The organism is Haloarcula limicola (assembly GCF_010119205.1).
Taxonomy (GTDB): Archaea; Halobacteriota; Halobacteria; order Halobacteriales; family Haloarculaceae; genus Haloarcula; species Haloarcula limicola.
Window position 1 is genome coordinate 190,068 of the sequence record NZ_WRXM01000001.1, and the last position, 20,207, is coordinate 210,274.

Genomic DNA, 20,207 nt, shown 5'->3' on the forward strand with positions numbered 1-20,207 from the left:
GCCCCGCGATAAGGGCGTCTTATCGAACTATCTGATCTCGCCGTCGCACACGAGTCGAGCGGATTTTTGGAAGATATTGACTACCACGATTCGGCGTCGTTTTCCGGGTTCGGCCCCACAGAAAGGTATGGTACGGCGACTTCGCGAGGGGGTGTGGCTGCTGGAACTCGGTCTCGTCCCGCCGTTCATGTCCAACGCCTATCTCGTCGACGGGTCGGCGCTCGACGGCGAGAGCGACGGTCTGACGCTCGTAGATACGGGGCTCTGGTGGAACGAACCGCCGATAGCCGACGAACTCGATGGGGTCGGATACGATCCCGAAGATGTCGACCGAGTGCTCGTGACACACTACGACCTCGACCACGTCGGCGGCTTGAACCGGTTGGCTCCCGAGTTCGACGGCCCAGTGTACGTCGGCCGGGAGGACCTGGCGCTGCTGGCCGGCGGGACCGACCCACCGCTGTTTCACCACAAGGGGCTGTTCCACCGGGCGAGCAGACAGCTATCGCGGCTCCCCGACGTGGACTGGCGACCGCTCTCGGAGGGCGACACCGTCGCGGGCTTCACCGCCTATCACACGCCGGGGCACAACCCCGGGCACCTCGCCTACTACCACGAGGCGGCCTCGACGGCGTTTCTCGGCGACCTCGTCTGGGAGGAGGACGGGGCGCTGACCACGCCGTTCTGGGGGGACTCCTACGACATGGGTCGTCTGCGCGAGAGCGTGCGCGGTCTCGCGTCGCGGATGCCCGCCTTCGACGTGGCGGCGATGGGCCACGGCGACCCGCTCCTCGCGGGCGGGTCAGACGCGCTCCGGGCGCTCGCCGCGAGCGTCTGAGCGCGGGCCGGCGGCTCGCCGACGCTTGGGTGAGTTATTTACTCGGGCCGTCCTTCCCTCTAGGCATGACGGCGACGCTGGCGGTCGTCGGTGCCGGTGCGGCCGGTGCCGCGGCGACGTACGCACTCCGTGACGCACCGGTCGAGGTGACGGTCCTCGAGAAGAGCCGCGGCGTCTGCGGCCGCGCGGCCACCCGACGGAACGGGGGCTGCGTCTACGAGTACGGCGCGAACTACCTCAAGGACGACGACGACCGCGTCACCGAACTGGTGACCGACGAACTGCCCACCGACGGCCTCGTCGACGTCGATGACCCGATCTACGCCTTCGAGCGCGACGGCGAGATTCACGAGGGGAGAGACGCCGACGAACACAAGTGGACCTACGAGGCGGGCATCACGCAGCTCGCCAAGCGGCTGTTCGCCGAGACGGACGCCGAGATTCGCCACGAGGTCCGCGTCGAGACGCTGGAGCGGGTCGGCGACGGCTGGCGCATCTCCGACGACGAGGGGACCGACTGCGGGCGGTACGACGGCGTCTTGCTGACGCCGCCGGCCCCGCAGACGGCGGACATCCTCGGACAGGCGGAGTGGAACCACGACGACCGCCGCTCGATCCGCCAGACCGTCGCGTCGGTCCCCTACCGAACCGTCGTCGCCGGCGTCCTGCACTACCCCTTCGAACTCGACGTGCCGTGGTACGCCGCCGTCAACGCCGACAAGGACCACGACATCGGCTGGGTCGGCCGCGAGGAGTGCAAGGCCGGCCACGTCCCCGACGGCGAGTCGCTGCTGTTGGTCCAGATGAATGAGGGCTGGTCGGTCGCCAACTACGACGAACGGCCGGACGCCCTTCTCGACCGGATCGCCCAGCGGACGGCGCACTTACTGGACGACGACCGGCTGACCGACCCCGACTGGACCGACCACCAGCACTGGCGGTACTCCCAGTCGGAGGCGACCGTCGACCACGACGAGATCGCGGTGGCGCGAGACCACGACCTCTTCTTCGCCGGCGATTGGGTGGCCGAGGAGTCGCGTCTGCACGCGGCGTTGCGGAACGGGCTCGACACGGGCGAGACCATCGCAGCCGCGCTCTGAACCCCCGCCATCGAGTTCGAGCGGTCCCGACAAGCCTTTGCGTCGCCGCCGACAGCCATCGACATGGACGAAAAGCGGGAGCTGACGAGCGTCGACCTCGCGGCGCTCGAGAGCGAACTCTCCGACTATATCGGGGCCAAGCTCGATAAGGCCTACCTCTACGCCGACGACGACGTGGTCCGGCTGAAGATGCGGGACTTCGACCGGGGACGAGTCGAGTTCATCATCGAACTGGGCGACGTCAAGCGCGCTCACGTCGCCGCGACCGAACACGTTCCGGACGCACCCGGCCGCCCGCCGGACTTCGCCATGATGCTCCGGAACCGCCTGTCAGGTGCCGATCTCGCCCGCGTCGAGCAGTTCGAGTTCGACCGCATCCTCGAACTGGAGTTCGACCGCGAGGACGCCTCGACCACCATCGTCGCGGAGCTGTTCGGCGACGGGAACGTCGCGGTGCTGGACGAACACGGCGAGGTCATCGACTGTCTGGACACGGTTCGACTCAAGTCGCGCACCGTCGCGCCGGGGACGCCCTACGAGTTCCCCTCGGCGCGGTTCAACCCGCTCACGGTCGACTACGAGGGGTTCGCCGCGCGTATCCGCGAGTCCGACGCCGACGTCGTCCGCACCCTCGCCACACAGCTGAACTTCGGCGGGCTCTACGGCGAGGAGCTCTGTTCGCGGGCCGATATCGAGTACAACCTCCCCGTCGAAGAGCTGACCGACGAGCAGCTGGAGCGGCTGTACGAGGTCGTCTCGGAACTCGCGACGCGGCTGCGCGAGGGAGACCTCGACCCGCGCGTGTACTACGAATCCACCGGAGACGGCGACGGTGACGGCGACTCCGACGACGCCGACGCCGGGGACGGCAGCGAGAACCGCCGGCGCGTCGACGTGACGCCGATCCCGCTCGTCGAGTACGAACACCTCTATAGCGAGCAGTTCGAGGATTTCAACGACGCGCTCGACGACTACTTCTTCAACTTCCAGCGGGAGGAGCAGGTCGAGGGCGGCGAGCCCAAACGGCCGGACTTCGAGGCCGAGGTCTCGAAGTACGAGCACATCATCCAGCAACAGGAGGAGGCCATCGAGGACTTCGAGGCCGACGCGGAGGCCGAACGCGAGAAGGCGGAACTCCTCTACGCGAACTACGACCTCGTCGACGAGGTGCTCTCGACGGTGCAGGGCGCGCGGGCCGAGGACGTCCCGTGGGCCGAGATCGAGGCGACCTTCGAGGAGGGGGCCGAGCAGGGCATCCCGGCCGCGGAGGCCGTCGTCGGCGTCGACGGCACCGAGGGGACCGTGACGCTCGACATCGACGGGACGCGGGTCACGGTGGACGCCCACACCGGCGTCGAGAAGAACGCCGACGAGCTGTACAAGGAGGCCAAGCGCATCGAGGGCAAGAAGGAGGGCGCACAGGCGGCCATCGAGGACACCCGCGAGGACCTAGAGGCCGTCCAAGAGCGCCGTGAGGAGTGGGAGGCCGAAGATAGCGAGACCGAAGTCGAGAGCGACGACGAGGCCGAGGACGACGAGCCGACCGACTGGCTGAACGAGCCCTCGATTCCCGTCCGCTCGAACGAGCAGTGGTACGAGCAGTTCCGCTGGTTCCACACCTCCGACGGCTACCTCGTCATCGGCGGTCGGGACGCCGACGACAACGAGGAACTGGTCCAGAAGTACCTCGAACGCGGTGACAAGTTCTTCCACGCGCAGGCCCACGGCGGTCCGGTCACCGTCCTCAAGGCCACCGGCCCGAGCGAACCCGCGAAGGAAGTCGAGTTCCCCCAGTCATCCCTCGACGAGGCGGCCCAATTCGCCGTCTCCTACTCCTCGGTCTGGAAGGACGGCCGGTTCGCCGGCGACGTGTACATGGTAGACCCCGATCAGGTGTCGAAGACGCCCGAGAGCGGCGAATACTTGGAGAAGGGCGGGTTCGCGGTACGGGGCGACCGGACCTACTTCGAGGACACGGAAGCGAGCGTCGCCGTCGGCATCACCTGCGACGACGAGACGCGCGTCGTCGGTGGTCCGCCGGCGGCGATTCGCCCGCAGGCGGCGACGAGCATCACCGTCGAACCGGGCCAGTACGCCCAGAACGACATCGCCAAGATGCTCTACCGGGAGTTCAAATCGCGCTTCGCCGACGAGACGTTCGTCCGGAAGGTCGCCAGCCCCGACCGGATCCAGGAGTTCCTGCCGCCCGGCGGGAGTCGGATGGTCGAGGAGTAGCGCGTCACTGCTTCTACTGTCGGTCGAAGTATAGCACGGCTCACGCACGTTTATATACTTGTTGGTCGTATTATACGAATAGATACGGACAGAGGCATGTCGGGGGAAGGGGGCCTCGAAGTCGTATCAGGAGATACCAATGTTTCAAGAAGCCATAAACTACCCACGGAACAGCGACAGCGCACTGAAGAACGTCGTCATCGGCGGGTTACTGCTCGTCTTTAGCGTCCTGCTCGTCCCGACGTTCCTCGTGATGGGGTACGTCGTCCGGTCCCTGCGGTCGATACTCGGCGGCGTCGAGGAGCCGCCGGAGTTCGACGAGTGGGGCGAGCTGCTCGTCGACGGCCTGAAGGCGTTCGCCATCGGGTTCGCCTACTCGCTGCTACCCGTCGTCATCGTCGCGGTCGCGGTGTTCGCGGGCGGCCTCACCCTCGGCCTCGGCGGGAACGGAGGCGGGAGCGGACTGGCCGTCGGCCTCATCTTCCTGGTGACCGCGCTCCTCGTGACCGTCGTCTCGCTGGCCATCGCGTACGTGATCCCCGCGGCCATCGTGGCCTGGGTCCGCACCGACAGCCTCGGCGCGGCGTTCTCGCCCCGCGAGCTCCGCTCGCTGGCCTTCAGCCGCACCTACGCGACCGGGTGGCTCGTCGCCTTCGGTATCAGCCTCCTCGCCAGCGTGATCATCGGCGCGCTCAACGCCGTCGTCGTCGGCGCGGTGCTCGTCCCCTTCGTGGTATTCTACGCGAACGTCGCGGGGGTTCACGCCATCGGGTCGGCGGTTCGGGAGATGCCCGCCGTCGAAGACGGGCCCGACGCGCCCGCCGGACAGCCCGTCGCCTGAGCGGACGAACGCACACGTCGATTTTTGGTGCGTACGGGAGGAGCGAGTTTTCATCACGGACGTCTATTCGGCCCTACCTCGCCCGTACCCGGTATGCGACGTGCGACTTCTCCTCAGTGGGTGTTTATCCCCTTAGAAGACGAAGTACGTACCGTTACTGCCACAGCGGGTCACTGCCGACCGTTTTCGGGTCAGAGCGACGCTGGCGGTGACGGTGATAACCCATGTTAGAAGACGCACTCAGATTCCCGTGGAACGGCGAGAAGAAGGGCGAGACGCTACTCGTCGGCGGGCTGTTGAGCCTGCTCGGCTTCCTGTTCGTCCCGCTCCTGTTCGTCTACGGCTATCTCGTCCGAGTCATCCGAGCGGTGGCCGCCGGCGAGACCGACCGGCCGCCGGTGTTCGACGACTGGGGCGAACTGCTCGTCGACGGCGTCGTCGCGTTCGTCATCTCGCTCGCGTACCTGGTGGTCCCGACGGTGGCTATCGCGTTCGTCGGCGGGCTGTTCCTCTTTCCCGTGGTCGTCGTCGAGGGGAGCGCCGCCGGTGCCGTCGGCCCGCGCTCCGGGCTCCTCGCGGTCGGCGGCCTATTGCTGGCCCTGCTCGCGCTGTCGACGTCGTTCCTGCTGTTGCTGGCCGCGGCCTACCTCGCGCCGGCGGGCGTCGCCGCGTTCGCTCGTACCGGGCGCTTCGGGGCGGCGTTCTCGCCGTCGCACCTGCGGACGGTCGGCGGTGACCGCCGCTACGCGACCGGCTGGCTCGTCGCCGTCGTCGTCGGCTTCCTCGCACAGGTCGTCGCCGGTGCCGTGGGTGCGACCGGTCTCGGTGCGCTCCTGGTGCCGTTCGTCCTGTTCTACGGCTCCGTCGCCAGCGCGTACGCCATCGGCGTGGGCGTCTCGGAACTCGGACTGGCGGCCGAGACCGACGAGGAGTCCACCGCCAGTCAGCCCGCGGTGTGAATAGCAGGGCACTTGTGAGCGGCGAGTCGAGAGGGAGACATGCAGATCAAGAGCCGGGAGGCCACCGGCGAGGGTCGGGAGCGCGTCGAGGTGGTCCCCGAGACGCTCGACGACCTCTGGCACCTCTCGTACGTCATCGAACCCGGGGACCGGGTCTCCGGTGACACCACGCGGCGCATCCAGCGCAACGACGACAACCTCCGGGACTCCGGCGGCGAGCGCGAGCCCATGTGGCTGGCCATCGAAGTCACGGACGTCGAGTTCGCGAAGTTCGCCAACCGCCTCCGGGTCGGCGGCGAGATAATCGAGTGCTCCCGCGAGGACCAACTGGGTTTTCACCACACCCTCAACGTCGAGGAACACACGGAACTGACCATCGAGAAGCGGTGGAAACCAGACCAGAACGACCGGCTCGAAGAGGCCGTCGAGGCCACCGAGAACCCCGACGTGGTCATCGCCACCGTCGAGGAGGGCGAGGCGCACGTCCACACCGTCGCCCAGTACGGGACCGAGGAACGCGCCGTCATCACCTCGACGACGGGGAAAGGCGAGTACGCCCGGCCCCGCGACGAACTGTTCGGCGAGCTCGCGAAGGTGCTGAAACGGCAGGACGTGGACGCCTACATCCTCGCCGGTCCCGGCTTCACGAAGCAGGACGCGCTGGATCACTTCGAGGAGGAGATCCCGGAGGTAGCCGAGCAGATAACCGTCGTCGACACCGCGGGCGTCGGCGACCGCGGCGTCCACGAGGTGCTGAAACGCGGTGCCGTTGAGGACGTCCAACAGCAGACCCGCATCGCCGAGGAGGCGGACCTCATCGACGAGCTGATGGCCCGCATCGGCGAGGGGAGCGAGGTCGCCTACGGCCCCGAGGAAGTCGCCAAGGCCGCCGACTTCGGCGCGATCGAGACGCTGCTGGTGCTGGACGAACGCCTCCGACTGGAGCGGGCCGGCGAGGGCGACTGGGACGTCGACGTCGACGAGATAATCGAGACGAGCGAGCAGAAGGGCGGCGACGTGACCGTCTTCTCGGCGGAGTTCGCCCCCGGTCAGCAACTGGCGAACCTCGGCGGGATCGCCGCGCTACTTCGATACAGACTCGACTGATCTCGATGGCGAAAACCGACTGCAAAGCCGACTGTCGCCCGACGTTTCGGGAGTATCGTTTCTTGTAATCGCCCGAAACGGTTTTTTATTACCCTCTCCTTTCGCTTACAATCACGCCGTGAGGGAGTAGTCGATGTCATTCGAGGAACAACCGGACTTCGCGAGGCAGGTGGCCGATCTGAACAAGTACGGCCAGGCGCTCAACCGCTGTGAGAGCGTCGAGGAAGTGGTCTCGCTCACGCTGGAGGCCATGTCGCTCCTCTTCCAGTTCTCGTACTCGACGTTCGTCGAAGTCCGGGACGGCGAACCGCTCGTCGTCCACAGCACGAATCCCCGACTGACGCAGGGCGACCGACCGAGCGCCGTCGCTCGGCGGGCGTTCGACGACGGCGAGACGGTCGTCGCGACCGACGAGGAGGCAGGCATGACGCCCGACTCGGACGTGACGGCGACGCTCGCCGTCCCGGCACAAGTGGGCGGGGACGTGACGGCGGTTCTGGTCACCCGCTCGACCACCGTGAGTTCCTTCGGCGAGGAACACAGCCGACCGCTGGAGATCCTGGCCTCCCACGCCGCGACGGCGATCAGCAACATCCGCTCGCGCGAGCGACTCGAACGGGCCAGACAGGACTTGGAGACGCGCAAGGAGATGATAGAGATGTACGACCGGCTCCTGCGCCACGACCTCGGCAACGACCTGCAGGTCATCGCCGGGTTCGCCGACGCCGTCGCGACGGAGGTCGAGGGTCAGACCGAGGAGTACGCCGGCAATATACAGCGGGCCGCCCGCAGCTCCGCCGACCTCATCGAACGCGTCGGCTCGCTCGTCTCGACGCTCGAACAGCAGGACGAGCCCGAACCCCGGCCCCTCGGGTCGATACTCGATAGGACCGTCACCGAAGTCGAGGCGAACTACGACTCGCTGACCGTCGACTTCGATCGGTCGGCCTTCGAGTACCGGGTCTTCGCCGGCGAACTCCTCGACTCCGTGTTCACCAACCTCGTCTCGAACGCCGCCGTCCACAACGAGGGCGACGTACGCGTGGTCATCAGCGTCGAGGAGTCCGGCTCCGACGAGATCGTCGTTCGGTTCGCCGACGACGGCGCGGGCGTCCCCGAACACCTCCGCGAGGAGATCTTCGAGATGGGGGCGAAAGGCCCGGAGAGCGACGGGAGCGGCTTCGGACTCGGGTTCGTCCGGGCGCTGACCGAATCCTACGGCGGCGACGTCTCCGTCGACGAGAGCGAGTCCGGCGGTGCCGAGTTCCGGGTCACGCTCGAGCGAGTCTGACTCCGCGGCGGGCCGCCGTCTCACCGTTAGAACTCGTCGACGGTGATGGAGAGGCCGTCCTCCGCGAAGCGAACGTCGCCCTCGTAGCGGTCGCCGACCGATTCCAGCATCTCGTCGTGTCGCCCCTCGGTGTGCGGATAGAGGTGCGTCAGGTAGACCCGGCCCACGTCGGCGTCGGCCGCCGCGAGCGCGTCGCCCAGCGACGACGGCGTCGGGTGGTTCGAGACGTCGACGTCGTCGGGGAACGAGCAGTCGTGGACGAAGACGGCCGCGCCGTCGGCGAACTCCACGAGGTCGGTAAAGGCCTCCGAGTCGCCGCTGAACGCGATCGTCGGCCCGCCGTTCCCGTCCCTGAGCCGATAGGCGAAACACTGCATCGAGTGGCGCGTCTCGAATCGATCGCCGTCGAATCCCGCCAGCGAGAACGCCTCGTCTTCGATGTCGCGCAGCGTCAGGTCCAGTCGGTCCTGCATGTACTCGTGGACCGAGAGGGAGTCACGGACGAGCGATTCCGTCCCCGGCGGCCCGGCGATCGTCAGGTCCGTCTCGCCGGCCAGCCAGCGGGCCTTCATCAGCACGTCGAGGTCGGAGACGTGGTCGAGGTGGTGATGGGTCAACAGGACGGTGTCGACGCCCTCGTAGCCCCGGTCGGTGCGGGCGAGCGCGGAGAGGACGCCGCTGCCGCAGTCGATGAGTAGCGCGTCGGAGCCCGATTCGAGGAGATAGCCGGACTGAGCGCGCGTGCCGGTCGGCATGGCGCTGCCGGTCCCGAGGAACGTGAGTCGCATACCCGACCCGTCGGGTCGGAGCACAAAGGAAGTGCTGTCGCGTCAGCGGGGGCGGGCGGTCCGCGATGGAGGGCGGGGGGGAGAGGGGAGACCGCACAGGGCCGCGTCAGCGGCGAGGTGGGCAGGCTGATGGCCGCCAACGGGGACCGGTGGAAGTCCGACAGGGCGGAGATCCCACCTGACAGGGCGGACAGCGGCAGACCGGCGCGCCCCGTGACGGCGCATCCGATACTTCCACGGGGAATATAAAAAGTGCATCTGAGGCTCAAAGCGCGTTTTGAACGACCGAAAACCCGCTCACAGCGCGCGGTTCGACTATCGGTAGTTGCTGTAGGCCCACATCGCCGCGACGATGGCGACGACCAGCAGCCCGCCGAGGAAGAACGCCAGTCCCGGCGCGATCTCGGCCCCGCCGCTCCCGGCGGCGGTCACGGCGGCTTCGGTGCCCTGCGCGACCACCTCCGGGGCCTCGGTCGCCCGTTCGGTCGCTTCCGCCCCCCGACTCGGCGTCGGCGTCGCCTCCGCGATGCTGAACCCGCCGCCGTCGCCGCTCTGGGTCGGAGCCGGCGTATCGGCGGCCGGTGCCGGGGTCGCCGTCCCCTGCCCGGCCGCGCCGCCGGCCGACCCGGCGTCGCCGCCATCGGCACCGCCGGAGGAGGACATCCCGAACGGAATCGGGACGTTACCGAGCAGGATCTGGACGAGGACGCTGGCGGCGGTGAGCAGGCCCACGACGGGGACCAGCCGCGCGAGCAGCGACCGCAGGGAGCGCTTGCGGTCCTGCGTGCCGACGAACAGCACGAGCGGGTCCTCCGGCGGTTCGAAGACCTTCATCTCCTGGCCCTTCTCGGAGTACTGGGTGCCGGCGACGGCGATGAGTTCCTCGTCTTCGAGCTTTTCGAGGTGGTAGGACACCTTCTGGATAGACATGCCGAGCCGGTCGGCCAGTTCGGAGGGCGTACCCGGTTCCTCGTAGACCGTGTTGAGTATCTCGCGAGCCGTTTCGGAGGAGAGCGCGTCGAGGACAGCGGAGACGTCTTCGTCGACACCGACGAGTTGGAGTTCCCCGTCCTGTGACGCACTCGCGTCGGGGCCACGCGAGGGCAGCAAGGACATAACCGACTCAGTGAGCCCCAGCGTAATGAATCTCCGGGAGACTCCGACCGCGATTTGAGTGTCGCTCCGACGCGGTAATCCGACGCTATTCGAGCGGGCCGAACCGGCCGACGGACCGATGGTGCCGGAACCCACTTGACCGCACGGCCCCTCCTCCGGACCAGAGGCCACGATGGGAGGACGAGAGCGACTCGCGGCGACGGCCCCGGCGTTCGACCCGGCGTCCGTCGCCATCGACGACTCGGACGTGCTGGAGTTGCTAGACCCGGTCGTCCAGGAGTGGTGGGTCGAGCAGTTCGGTGAGTTCGTGCCCGGCAACGGCGGCTTCTTCACGCCGCCGCAGAAGGAGGCCGTCCCGCTCATCCACGAGGGGGAGAACGCGCTCATCTGTGCGCCAACCGGGAGTGGGAAGACGCTCGCCTCCTTCACCGGCATCATCAACGAGCTGTTCGGGAAGGCCCGCGAGGACGACCTCGACAACTCCGTCTACTGCCTGTACGTCTCGCCGCTGAAGTCGCTGGCCAACGACATCCACCGGAATCTGGAGGTCCCGCTCGCCGACGTCACGGAGAAACTGGACGAACGCGGCGAGGACGTGGAAATCCGTCACGCGATTCGCCACGGCGACACGAGCGACAGCGAGCGCCAGGCGATGTTGGAGACGACGCCGCACATCCTCAACACGACGCCCGAAACGCTGGCCATCCTGCTCAACTCCCCGAAGTTCAGGGAGAAACTGGAGACGGTAGAGTACGTCGTCGTCGACGAGATCCACAGCCTCGCGGAGAACAAGCGGGGAACCCACCTCTCGGTGTCGCTCGAACGGCTGGAGGCGATGGCCGAGGGGTCGCCGACGCGGATCGGCTGCTCGGCCACCGTCGAGCCGCTCTCCACCGTCGCCGAGTTCCTCGTCGGCCGCGAGGAGCCCGGCGGGGAGTCCCGCCCGTACGAGCTCGTCGACACGCGCTTCTCCCGGGACTTCGACGTGGAGCTCTCCTGTCCGACCGACGACCTCATCGACACGCCCAGCGGCGTCGTGACCGACCGGTTCTACCGGCAGCTACACGACCACGTCCAGAGCCACACGAACACGCTGATCTTCACGAACACCCGGTCTGGGGCCGAGCGAGTGCTCCAGAACCTCCGCGAGAAGTTCGACGCCTACGACGAGGACAACTCCGGCTGTCACCACGGCTCGCTCTCGAAGGAGAAGCGCCACGAGATCGAGGAGGCGCTGAAAGCGGGGACGCTCGACGTCGTCACCACCTCGACGAGTCTCGAACTGGGCATCGACATGCCTCACATCGACCTCGTGGTGCAGGTCGGCTCGCCGAAGTCCGTCGCCTCGCTGCTCCAGCGCATCGGGCGGGCAGGCCACCAGCTCGGCCAGACCGTCGAGGGCCGCGTCGTCGCGCTCGACCGGGACGAACTCGTCGAGTGCGCGGTGATGCTCAAGAAGGCCGAGGAGGGGTTCGTCGACCGGGTGTTCATCCCCGAGAACGCACAGGACGTGGCGACACAGCAGGTCTACGGCATGGCCATCAACCGGGTTCGTCCCGAGCGGGAGATCCGCGGTATCCTCGGGCGAGCGTACCCCTACCGGAACTACGGCGACGAGGAGTGGGAACAGCTCATGCGGTACATGACCGCCGATTACCCGGGAATGGAGGAGAAGAACGTCTACGCGAAGGTCTGGCGCGACGCGAACGACCCGCCGGACGGCGAGTACCACTACGACGAGTACGAGGTTGGCGAACCGCTCATGGGCAAGCGCGGCCGCCTCGCCCGGGTCATCTACATGACGAACATCGGCACGATTCCGGACTCGTTCACCTGTGACGTGAAGACCCGGTCGAGCGGCGAGTGGGTCGGCCAACTGGACGAGTCCTACCTCGACACCTTAGAGCAAGGCGACGTGTTCGTCCTCGGGGGTGCGAACTACGAGTACCGCTACCGGCGCGGCTCGAAAGTGTACGTCGACCCGACGAGCGCCCGGCCGACGGTCCCCTCCTGGTTCTCCGAGCGACTGCCCCTCTCCTACGACCTCGGGCGGGAGATACTCGCGTTCCAGCGCGACCTCCTCGACAGGCTCGAACGCGGCGGGATGTCGGCGGTCCGCAACTGGCTGCGGGAGATGCCATTAGACGAGAACAGCGTCAGGGCGATCGCCCGGATGTTCGGCCAGCAGGTGGCCTACGCCGGCAGCGAGAGCGTCGCCACGGACGACCGACTCGTCGTCGAGACCGTCTTGGACCACGATCAGTACGAGCGCCACTACCACGTCCACTCCAACTACGGCCGGCGGTTCAACGACGGGTTCTCCCGCCTGCTGGCCTACCAGATGGCGCAAGCGGCCAACGCCAACGTGCAGGTGGCCGTCGCCGACAACGGCTTCACCCTCTCGATGCCGCTGAACCGCAAGGTGGACATTCAGCGGATTATCGAGGGTCTCGACCCGACCGAGGCCCGAGCGGACCTGCGGGCGAGCCTCGACGGGACGGACCTGCTCCAGCGGTACTTCCGCATCAACGCCACGCGCTCGCTGATGATACTCAAGCGCTACAAGGGCTACGAGAAGTCCGCCAGCCAACAGCAGGTCTCCTCCGAGATGCTGCTCGGGTTCGCCGAGGACCTCGGCGAGTTCGCGGTCGTCGAGGAGACGTACCGAGAGATTCTAGAGGACAAACTCAATGTCGCCGGCATCGAGGACGTCCTGCGGGATATCGAACGCGGGGCCGTCGACGTGAGAACGATACGGGTCGACTCACCGACGCCGCGGGCGTTCGGATTGGCGACGCTCTTGGCGAGCGACGTGGTGCTCGCGGAGGACGAGTCGGCCGTCCTCGAAGCGTTCCACGAGCGGGTCCTCGACGAGATCGACGGCGACGGCGCCGCGGCGGTCGACGATTGAAAATCGCCACGGCGCCGTCCCGACGGCTCACGTCCCGCGAGTGACTTCCCGCTCGACGAGTTTCTCTAACCCGCGCCGCAACCGTTGGGAGGCGGCGTTCGTGCTGATACCGACGCGGTCGGCCACCTCTCCCAGAGTATGTTCGCGCGGGACGTTCCAGTAGCCCATGTCGAGCGCCGCCATGACGCACTCCGTCTGCGCGCCGGTCAGCTCCCTATCCTCGTCGGGGATCGACGGGTTGTAGAGACGACGGAGGCGGATGTCCACGTCGTTCGCGCCGCACTGCTCTCGAAACGAGGTGAGGTCCGAGCGGGACAGGAACTGCAGGCGGAACTCCCACTCGTCCTCGTCGCCGTCGGCGGTCAGCACCTGGACGTCGTTCGCTATCATCGACTGAATGAGGCCGTTGATCTCCGAGCTCCACCGGATCTCGAACAGCGAGCGCTCGTCGGCGTCGGTGACGACGCGGACGTCCTTCGTCAGCGAGTCCGCTCGGATAGTCCCCTCTACCTCTTCTAGCGGCGCGTTCGCGACCCAGACGAGCGGCATCACCCCGTCCTGAAGCGGGACGATGCGCTCGATCTCGATGTCGATGTCCGGATACTCGTCGAGTAAGTTCCCGAGCGCGAAGTCCTCCGACGGGACCGTTATATCTGAGATGACGACCATCTGCTGTGGGCAACTCTCGGAGGCGGCCGCTTATACTTCCGGGTCGGGTTGAACAAGGCTACCGTTACATGTGAGAGCAAAATACTTACTGAGTTCCTGCATACATAATATCGAACTCTATAGGCCGTGAAAAACGAGCGCATATCATATCAACATGCAATATATATTCGATCCGTCACGCACGAACGGTAGTCGAACCGGATCTGCCGAACGCGATGCCTGTATCCCGACGAATCCCGCCGCGAGAGACCGTCGTACGACTCGAACGTTCGACCGAGCGCAGGAAACTCGACGGAGCGGTGTCCCGGAGGGAGAGACTACATGCCCACGATAGTCAGAGCCACCGTTCCGGCCACGGAGGTCGCACTGGCCGAGACTTTCGCGGCGCTCCCGACGCTCGAAGTCGAAGCCGAGCGCGTCGTCAAGAGCGGCGAGAAGGTCGTGATGCCGCTCCTGTGGATCCGAAACGCCGGCGTGGAGGAGTTCGAAAGCGCCTGCGCGGAGGATCCGACGATCGACGACCTGGAGCTATTGGCGGACTTCGGCGACGAACTGCTCTATCGGATGCACTGGATCGAACAGGTCGGCCTCCTCCTCCAGATGCTGACGAACGGGCAAGCGACCATCCTGAACGCCTTCGGAACGGAGGAACAGTGGCACCTCCGGATGCTCTACCCGTCGCGGGACCACCTCTCTCAGACGAAGGAGTTCTGCGTCGAACACGAACTGGAGTTCACCGTCGACGCGATCCGAGAGATGGAGGGCGACCCCTCGGGCCGCTACGGCCTGACGACGGAACAGTACGAGACGCTCGTGACGGCGGTCAGGCGCGGCTACTTCGAGGTGCCCCGGGACATCAACTTAGAGGAGTTGGCCGACGAACTGGGCGTCTCCCACCAAGCCGTCTCGGAGTGTCTCCGCCGCGGGACCGAAGCGCTCATCGAGGACACGCTCCTCGTCGGCTTCCCCGAACAGGAGACCCAACCACCGAGCCCCCTCGAAGGCGACTGAGGGGCGGTCTGCCGGTGAGCCACCGAGCCGAACGTTACGGCAACTGTTAACGGCACCTCGGCCCACGGGGTACGTATATGGAGTCGTTGCACCCGCGAGTGAGGCTGCTGTGGGCCGGACGAACGGCCCTCAGCGTCTCCCTGCTGGCGGGAATCGCCTTCCTCGTGAACCGATTCGCCGTCTCGCTCCCGCTCACCGCCGTCGTCGTCTGCTGGGGTCTGCTGGTCTCGCTCGGGGCCGTCCACGCGGTGCTCGCCCATCGCATCTGGCGCTTCGAGCTGCAGGACGACGCGCTGTTTCTCGTCCGCGGCGTCCTGACTCGCACCGACACGTCCGTCCCGTACGTCCGAGTCCAGCACGTCGACACGACCCGCGGGCCGATCGAGCGGTCCGCGGGCCTCGCCAGCGTCGTCGTCTACACCGCCGGTTCCCGGGGTGCCGACATCACGATTCCGGGCCTGCGACCGGAGCGGGCGACAGAACTACGCGAGCGACTTCGGGACCTCGCCATCGAGAGCGAGGCGACCGACGCCGTATGAGGCGGCTCCACCCGCTGAGCGCCGTCCGGCGGACCGTCGTCGCGGCGGCGCAGGGGGCCTTCTTCGCGTTCTTCGTCGGCACCGCTCTCGCCGGTACGGCGGCCTTCCCCGCGTGGACGATTCCCCTGCTCGCGCCGGCGGGCGCGGTGGTCGCCGCCGCGTTCGCGCTGGCGCGGTACTACCGGTTTCAGTACGAGATCGAGGGCGATACGCTCGCCGTCGAATCGGGCGTCCTCGCCCGGCAGTCCCGCGAGATCCCGCTCGGGCGGATCCAGAACGTCGACGTCAAACAGGGCGTGGTGAACCGACTGCTCGGCCTCTCGGTCGTGGCCTTCGAGACGGCCGGCGGCAGCGCGACCGAGGCGACGCTTGACGCCGTCGACGAGGGGGAGGCCGACCGGCTCCGCCGCCTCGTCCAGCGCCGCGACCGAGAGACCGCGGAGCGCGACGATTCGGCCGCCGAACGGGAGAACGCGGCCGCGCCCGCCGCCGGGGAATCGACGACCCCGCGAGATGCGGACTCCCGGCGACCGGTCCCCGAGACCGACGAACCGACGGAGGAGCTGTTCGCGTTCACGTGGCGCGACCTGTTGACCTACGCCGTCGTCTCCGTCCGGCCGGCCGCGCCGGCGCTCACGCTCGCCGGGCTCCCGCTGGGCGGGGACCTCGTGGCCGCGGTGTTCCGGTTCAACCTCGCCGTCCTCGGGAGCGACGCCGCGCCGTCGCTGTCGATACTGGAGACGTTCGGTCCGCCGCGGCTGGTCGCGCTCGTCGCCCTCACGCTCGCGGAGTTCCTGCTGACCGCGCTCGTCGTCAGCGTCGTCCTGACGGTCGTGGAGTACCACGACTTCCGCCTGTTCCAGGAGGGCGACGACCTCCGCTATCAGCGGGGGCTGCTCCGGCGCTACAGCGGGACGATCCCGCTCTCGAAGGTCCAGACCGTCACGATCAGGGAGAACGTCCTGATGCGTCGCTTCGGCTACGCGACGCTCGTCGTCGAGACGGCGGGATACAGCGGCGGGAACGACCAGTCCTCCCAGGGCGTCGCCGTGCCGATGGCCCCGCGGGAGACGGTATACGAACTCGCCCGCGACGTCGAACCGTTCGGCGACCTCTCGTTCGAGCGCCCGCCGACGCGCGCCCGGCGGCGGTACGCGATCCGGTTCGCCGTCGCCTTCGGCGTCCTGACCGTCGCCGGGTACGCCGCCGACCGATTCGTCCTCGAAACCGGTTACTGGTGGGCGTTGCTCGGTCTCCTCGTCTTCGTCCCGCCGGCCGCGCACCTCCGGTGGCGACACCGCGGCTTCGCGCTGGACGACGACGTGCTGGCGACGCGGTCGGGGTTCTGGCGACGGACCACTCGCGTCGCGCCGTACTACCGCATTCAGACGGTCTTCGTCGGTCGCTCGCCGTTCCAGCGACGCCGCCGCCTCGCGACCGTGACCGCCGACACCGCGAGCACGGCGAGCGTCTTCGGCGGGTCGGCGGCGGCCTACGACGTGGACGACGACCGGGCGACCGAACTCCGGGATACGCTCCGCTCGCGGCTGTACGCCGACTTGCTGGCGAGAAAGCGGGACGCGGGGACGACGACCAGCGAGTCAGTCGATCAGTAGCCTCGAAAGCGCGTCGGAACGGCGGTGAGAAAGCGATAGCGCGTGCGGGAGATCGTCTCGCCTCGGGCCGCCTCGTCGGTCGGTTCGTCGGATAGATCGGCTGTTCGTATCGGCGGCTATCGATCGGGTTTACGGACGGTTAGCGGAACCGGGCGCGCCGATTCACTCGACGTGTTCCGCCCCGCAGCTCCGGCAGGAGAAGACGGTCTCTTCTGACAGCTCCTGTTCGACTGCCAACGGGAAATCACACTCTGGACAGTTCATCGTACACCTACGTATGGCGTACACCTACCTAAAATTATACCTTGCAAAAACGCACTTCGGATAAGTGGTCACTCGGCCCACTCGACCATCCGGCGGTAGACGTCGTCAGCGGCGAGTGCGTCGCGGTCACCGACGAGGACGAGCGATTTCTTCGCCCGCGTGAGCGCCACGTTGATCCGCCGGTAGTCCTCGAAGATGGGGCCGTCGAGCGTCCCGGTGGCGACGAAGGAGACGACGATGACTTCCTTGCTCGACCCCTGGAACCGGTCGACGGTGTCGACGGCGACGTCGGGGAGGCGGCGGTCGAGTTCCGCCACCTGCGCGCGGAACGGCGCGATGACGCCGATGTCGTCGGCCGGGACGCCGGCCTCGCGGTACGCCGACACCACCTCGGCGACGGTGTCCGCCTCGTCGGGATTGGTGTTGCCGACCTGCGACCCGTCCGGGTCGACGAAGGCGACGCGGTCGCGGAGGTTCGCCGGAAGCGAATCCAGCGAGACGCCCGGCAGGTCGTCGATGCGCTGGGCTGCCACCTCGCCGGTCGCCGGACGTAACTGCCCGTCGTAGAACTCCCGGGAGGCGAACGCCTGGATGCGCTGGGCCATCCGGTACTGGCGGTCGAGCATCACGCCGGCCTCGGGCGAGGCTTCTATGAGCCGCTGGAATAACGACCGCGAGAGCGTCTCGTCCTCGGACTGGACGACCGGCGGGAGCTGCTGGTGGTCGCCGACGAGGACGAACCGGTCGGCGAGCGTCGTCGCCGCCAGCGTCCCGGGTTCGGTCAACTGCCCGGCCTCGTCGACGACGGCCACGTCGAACGATTGGCTCTGCAGGGCCGTCCCACCGCAGGTGGCCGTCGTCGCGGCGACGACCTGTGCGTCCCGGAGCGTCCCCGCGCACTTGTCGGGATCGCCGGACTGCTCCAACCGATACTTCTGCATGTCCTCGCGGACGCCGCTCTCGGTGCCGACGCGGACGATGTCGGTGAACCCCTGCTCCTCTAGGGCCTCGATGGCGTTGTCCACCGCCCGGTTGGTGAACGCCGACAGGAGGATCCGGTCGCCGCGTTCAACCAAGGCCCGTAACATCCGCGCCAGCGTGTAGGTCTTCCCCGTACCCGGCGGCCCGTGAACCAGCGCGAAGTCCTCGGCCCCGACGGCGAGTCTGACCGCCTCGTCCTGGGCGGGGTTGTTGTCGATGAACGTCTCCTCGATGGGTTCGAACTCCGGGTCCCGCCGCCCGAACAGCACGTCCTTTTGTTCCGGGGCTTGCGTAAGTAGGGCGTCGTGGAGCGCGTTCTGGAGGCGGTCGGTCGTCAGTTCGGAGGGGTAGACGTCCAGTCGGCGCAGGTCGAGTGGCTCGTCCGCCGTCACCACTATCTCCTCGCCACTCACGGCTTCACCGTTCGCGTTTTCCGAGGCACTTCGCGCCTCGCCGAGCCGTTCGACCCGCGCCAGCTCCGCGTCCCCGGTCACGGGGTCGCCGTCGCTGGCCAGCACGAGGTTGCCTTCCCGGATCTTCGAGACGGCTCCGGTCCCCTTCGCGCGCAGTTCCCAGCGGCCGCCGTCGAGTTCGGTGCGGCCGGCGGGTTCGAGGTCCACCAGCGCGCGGTCGTCGGCGGCCCGCTCCTCGGGCGTCTGTTCCCACAGTTTGGCGTACTCGCGGTGGACCGCGCGGCGCTCGGCCTCGATGGCGTCGTAGAAGCGCTCGAAGTACTCCCGTTCGTCCTCGGGGATGGCGACGCCGACCTGTCCGGCCTTCGACTCCTGGTCGAGGCGGCCCGAAACCGCCATACAGGTGTCCTGCTCGAAGCAGTACTCGCACTTGGCGTTGGCCTCGTACCCCGTCGGGACGCCGGTGTCGTACTCCATCGCGGCGATCTCGTTGCGCGTCCGGATCACGTACTGGAGCAGCCCCGACCCGATGGAGAACTCCTTGGCCGGCGAGAGGTCGCCGCTCTCCTCGTTGCGGTCGACGGCGGCGTTCTTCGTATAGAGGAGCGTCCCGGTATCCGGTGCGGCCTCCAAGGGACTCCGGGTACCGCCGTCGCTGGCCATCACGTCGCTCGCGGCGAGCGTGTTCGCGGCGCGCTCGCCGAGCATCAGGGCGTAGGCCGTCGCCTGGATCTTGTCCTGAAAGCGCGGTTCGCGCTTGGTGTTCTTCCCGGTCTTGAGCTCGACGGGCATCCCCCGGCGGACGGCGTCGGCCCGCCCCTTCATGCCGAAGCGCTCGGAGATGAGCGTCATCTCGGAGCGCCACTCACTCTCCGCGGGACTGAAGTCCCGCTCCGAGCTGTCAGCGGCGGTCGCCGCTCTGTCTTCCTCCGTCAGCGTCCCCTGATTAAGCCACCCCTCGATGGCCTTCGCGTGGTCGCGGACGTCGCCGGCCACCTCGTCGGCCTCCCGGCCCAACAGGCCGATGTCCAGCCCCGCCTGCTCGATCTGTTCGTCGATCGCCGTCTCCACGTCCCGGCCCCGCAGTAAGTCCCCGAAGACCTCGTGGACGACCGTCCCCTTCACCAGCGGGTAAGCGAGGTCCGCGCCGTCGAGCTTGCGGAGGTAGTACATCCGGGGGCACTGCACCCACGCGCGGACGTCGGTCACGTCCACGAGGAAGTCCGGTTCGACCACGATCGCCGAGTCGCCGCCGACCGAGTACTGCGTCTCGCCCCGGTACTGGCGCTCGTCGGGGTCGTAGACGGCCAGTTCCATCCCGGCTTCGAGGTACTCCGCCGTCTCCGTCCACTTTCCCCACAGCGTGACCGTCGTCGGCTCACCGGCCCCGCGTTCGGGCCGGAGCGTCACCTCACAGAGCTCGCTCTCGCCGTACTGCGTGCTCACGGTCTTCGGCTCCTCGACTCCCACCACGACGCCGCGCAGTTGCACGCGACTGTCCACGTTCGGCTCGGGAAAAACGCTATCG

15 protein-coding genes are annotated in these 20,207 nt (G+C 67.5%); 11 read left to right on the forward strand and 4 right to left on the reverse strand.

What is annotated here, in order from left to right:
* Positions 1-127: 127 nt before the first annotated feature.
* From GO488_RS01055 to GO488_RS01085, 7 genes are all read left to right on the forward strand, one after another.
* Entirely contained in the window at positions 128-838 is a 711-nt protein-coding gene (locus tag GO488_RS01055; RefSeq protein WP_162315956.1) for an MBL fold metallo-hydrolase, read from the forward strand.
* 65 nt (positions 839-903) lie between these two features.
* Positions 904-1,938 carry an NAD(P)/FAD-dependent oxidoreductase gene (locus GO488_RS01060; protein ID WP_162315957.1) on the forward strand — a complete coding sequence of 345 codons (1,035 nt, stop codon included), beginning with the start codon at positions 904-906 and terminating at the stop codon, positions 1,936-1,938.
* A 63-nt stretch (positions 1,939-2,001) separates the two neighbouring features.
* The gene (gene rqcH / locus GO488_RS01065; protein ID WP_162315958.1) at positions 2,002-4,173 is read left to right on the forward strand and encodes a ribosome rescue protein RqcH; all 2,172 of its coding nucleotides are present in this window, start codon (positions 2,002-2,004) and stop codon (positions 4,171-4,173) included.
* 139 nt (positions 4,174-4,312) lie between these two features.
* Positions 4,313-5,014: a DUF4013 domain-containing protein gene (locus tag GO488_RS01070; RefSeq protein WP_162315959.1), complete on the forward strand. Its 702-nt coding sequence runs from the start codon at positions 4,313-4,315 to the stop codon at positions 5,012-5,014.
* Positions 5,015-5,238: 224 nt separating this feature from the next.
* The gene (locus GO488_RS01075; protein ID WP_162315960.1) at positions 5,239-5,973 is read left to right on the forward strand and encodes a DUF4013 domain-containing protein; all 735 of its coding nucleotides are present in this window, start codon (positions 5,239-5,241) and stop codon (positions 5,971-5,973) included.
* A gap of 39 nt (positions 5,974-6,012) precedes the next feature.
* Positions 6,013-7,080 (forward strand): mRNA surveillance protein pelota, encoded by a 1,068-nt coding sequence (locus GO488_RS01080; protein WP_162315961.1) that lies wholly within the window; start codon positions 6,013-6,015, stop codon positions 7,078-7,080.
* A 133-nt stretch (positions 7,081-7,213) separates the two neighbouring features.
* Complete coding sequence (locus GO488_RS01085; RefSeq protein WP_162315962.1) at positions 7,214-8,371, forward strand: sensor histidine kinase; 1,158 nt, start codon at positions 7,214-7,216, stop codon at positions 8,369-8,371.
* Positions 8,372-8,397: 26 nt separating this feature from the next.
* Here GO488_RS01085 and GO488_RS01090 read toward each other — a convergent pair whose 3' ends face one another.
* Positions 8,398-9,159, reverse strand: a complete 762-nt coding sequence (locus tag GO488_RS01090; RefSeq protein WP_162315963.1) for an MBL fold metallo-hydrolase — start codon at positions 9,157-9,159, stop codon at positions 8,398-8,400.
* A gap of 315 nt (positions 9,160-9,474) precedes the next feature.
* The gene (locus GO488_RS01095; RefSeq protein ID WP_162315964.1) at positions 9,475-10,275 is read right to left on the reverse strand and encodes an ArsR/SmtB family transcription factor; all 801 of its coding nucleotides are present in this window, start codon (positions 10,273-10,275) and stop codon (positions 9,475-9,477) included.
* A 172-nt stretch (positions 10,276-10,447) separates the two neighbouring features.
* On the opposite strand from GO488_RS01095, the gene GO488_RS01100 reads away from it, so the two are divergent.
* Positions 10,448-13,186 carry an ATP-dependent helicase gene (locus GO488_RS01100; protein WP_162315965.1) on the forward strand — a complete coding sequence of 913 codons (2,739 nt, stop codon included), beginning with the start codon at positions 10,448-10,450 and terminating at the stop codon, positions 13,184-13,186.
* A gap of 27 nt (positions 13,187-13,213) precedes the next feature.
* On the opposite strand, the gene GO488_RS01105 is transcribed toward GO488_RS01100, so the two are convergent.
* The gene (locus GO488_RS01105) at positions 13,214-13,855 is read right to left on the reverse strand and encodes a helix-turn-helix domain-containing protein (protein WP_162315966.1); all 642 of its coding nucleotides are present in this window, start codon (positions 13,853-13,855) and stop codon (positions 13,214-13,216) included.
* Positions 13,856-14,176: 321 nt separating this feature from the next.
* Between GO488_RS01105 and GO488_RS01110 the strand changes: the two genes are divergently transcribed.
* The 3 genes from GO488_RS01110 (at position 14,177) to GO488_RS01120 (ending at position 17,021) form a co-directional block, all read left to right on the forward strand.
* Positions 14,177-14,866, forward strand: coding sequence for a helix-turn-helix domain-containing protein (locus GO488_RS01110; protein WP_162315967.1), 690 nt, complete (start codon positions 14,177-14,179; stop codon positions 14,864-14,866).
* A gap of 77 nt (positions 14,867-14,943) precedes the next feature.
* Complete coding sequence (locus GO488_RS01115; protein WP_162315968.1) at positions 14,944-15,405, forward strand: PH domain-containing protein; 462 nt, start codon at positions 14,944-14,946, stop codon at positions 15,403-15,405.
* Positions 15,402-17,021 (forward strand): PH domain-containing protein, encoded by a 1,620-nt coding sequence (locus GO488_RS01120; protein WP_162315969.1) that lies wholly within the window; start codon positions 15,402-15,404, stop codon positions 17,019-17,021. Before GO488_RS01115 ends, GO488_RS01120 begins: the two co-directional genes overlap by 4 nt.
* Before the next feature lie 332 nt (positions 17,022-17,353).
* On the opposite strand, the gene GO488_RS01125 is transcribed toward GO488_RS01120, so the two are convergent.
* Positions 17,354-20,170 (reverse strand): AAA domain-containing protein, encoded by a 2,817-nt coding sequence (locus GO488_RS01125; protein ID WP_162315970.1) that lies wholly within the window; start codon positions 20,168-20,170, stop codon positions 17,354-17,356.
* Positions 20,171-20,207: the final 37 nt, after the last annotated feature.

Excerpts from the sequence above, each read along its gene's own strand:
- GO488_RS01070 (WP_162315959.1), top strand. The coding sequence starts at position 4,313 with ATGTTTCAAGAAGCCATAAACTACCCACGGAACAGCGACAGCGCACTG.
- GO488_RS01110 (WP_162315967.1), top strand. The coding sequence starts at position 14,177 with ATGCCCACGATAGTCAGAGCCACCGTTCCGGCCACGGAGGTCGCACTG.
- rqcH (WP_162315958.1), top strand. The coding sequence starts at position 2,002 with ATGGACGAAAAGCGGGAGCTGACGAGCGTCGACCTCGCGGCGCTCGAG.
- GO488_RS01075 (WP_162315960.1), top strand. The coding sequence starts at position 5,239 with ATGTTAGAAGACGCACTCAGATTCCCGTGGAACGGCGAGAAGAAGGGC.
- GO488_RS01100 (WP_162315965.1), top strand. The coding sequence starts at position 10,448 with ATGGGAGGACGAGAGCGACTCGCGGCGACGGCCCCGGCGTTCGACCCG.
- GO488_RS01080 (WP_162315961.1), top strand. The coding sequence starts at position 6,013 with ATGCAGATCAAGAGCCGGGAGGCCACCGGCGAGGGTCGGGAGCGCGTC.
- GO488_RS01055 (WP_162315956.1), top strand. The coding sequence starts at position 128 with ATGGTACGGCGACTTCGCGAGGGGGTGTGGCTGCTGGAACTCGGTCTC.
- GO488_RS01095 (WP_162315964.1), bottom strand. The coding sequence starts at position 10,275 with ATGTCCTTGCTGCCCTCGCGTGGCCCCGACGCGAGTGCGTCACAGGAC.
- GO488_RS01090 (WP_162315963.1), bottom strand. The coding sequence starts at position 9,159 with ATGCGACTCACGTTCCTCGGGACCGGCAGCGCCATGCCGACCGGCACG.
- GO488_RS01085 (WP_162315962.1), top strand. The coding sequence starts at position 7,214 with ATGTCATTCGAGGAACAACCGGACTTCGCGAGGCAGGTGGCCGATCTG.
- GO488_RS01060 (WP_162315957.1), top strand. The coding sequence starts at position 904 with ATGACGGCGACGCTGGCGGTCGTCGGTGCCGGTGCGGCCGGTGCCGCG.
- GO488_RS01105 (WP_162315966.1), bottom strand. The coding sequence starts at position 13,855 with ATGGTCGTCATCTCAGATATAACGGTCCCGTCGGAGGACTTCGCGCTC.
- GO488_RS01115 (WP_162315968.1), top strand. The coding sequence starts at position 14,944 with ATGGAGTCGTTGCACCCGCGAGTGAGGCTGCTGTGGGCCGGACGAACG.
- GO488_RS01120 (WP_162315969.1), top strand. The coding sequence starts at position 15,402 with ATGAGGCGGCTCCACCCGCTGAGCGCCGTCCGGCGGACCGTCGTCGCG.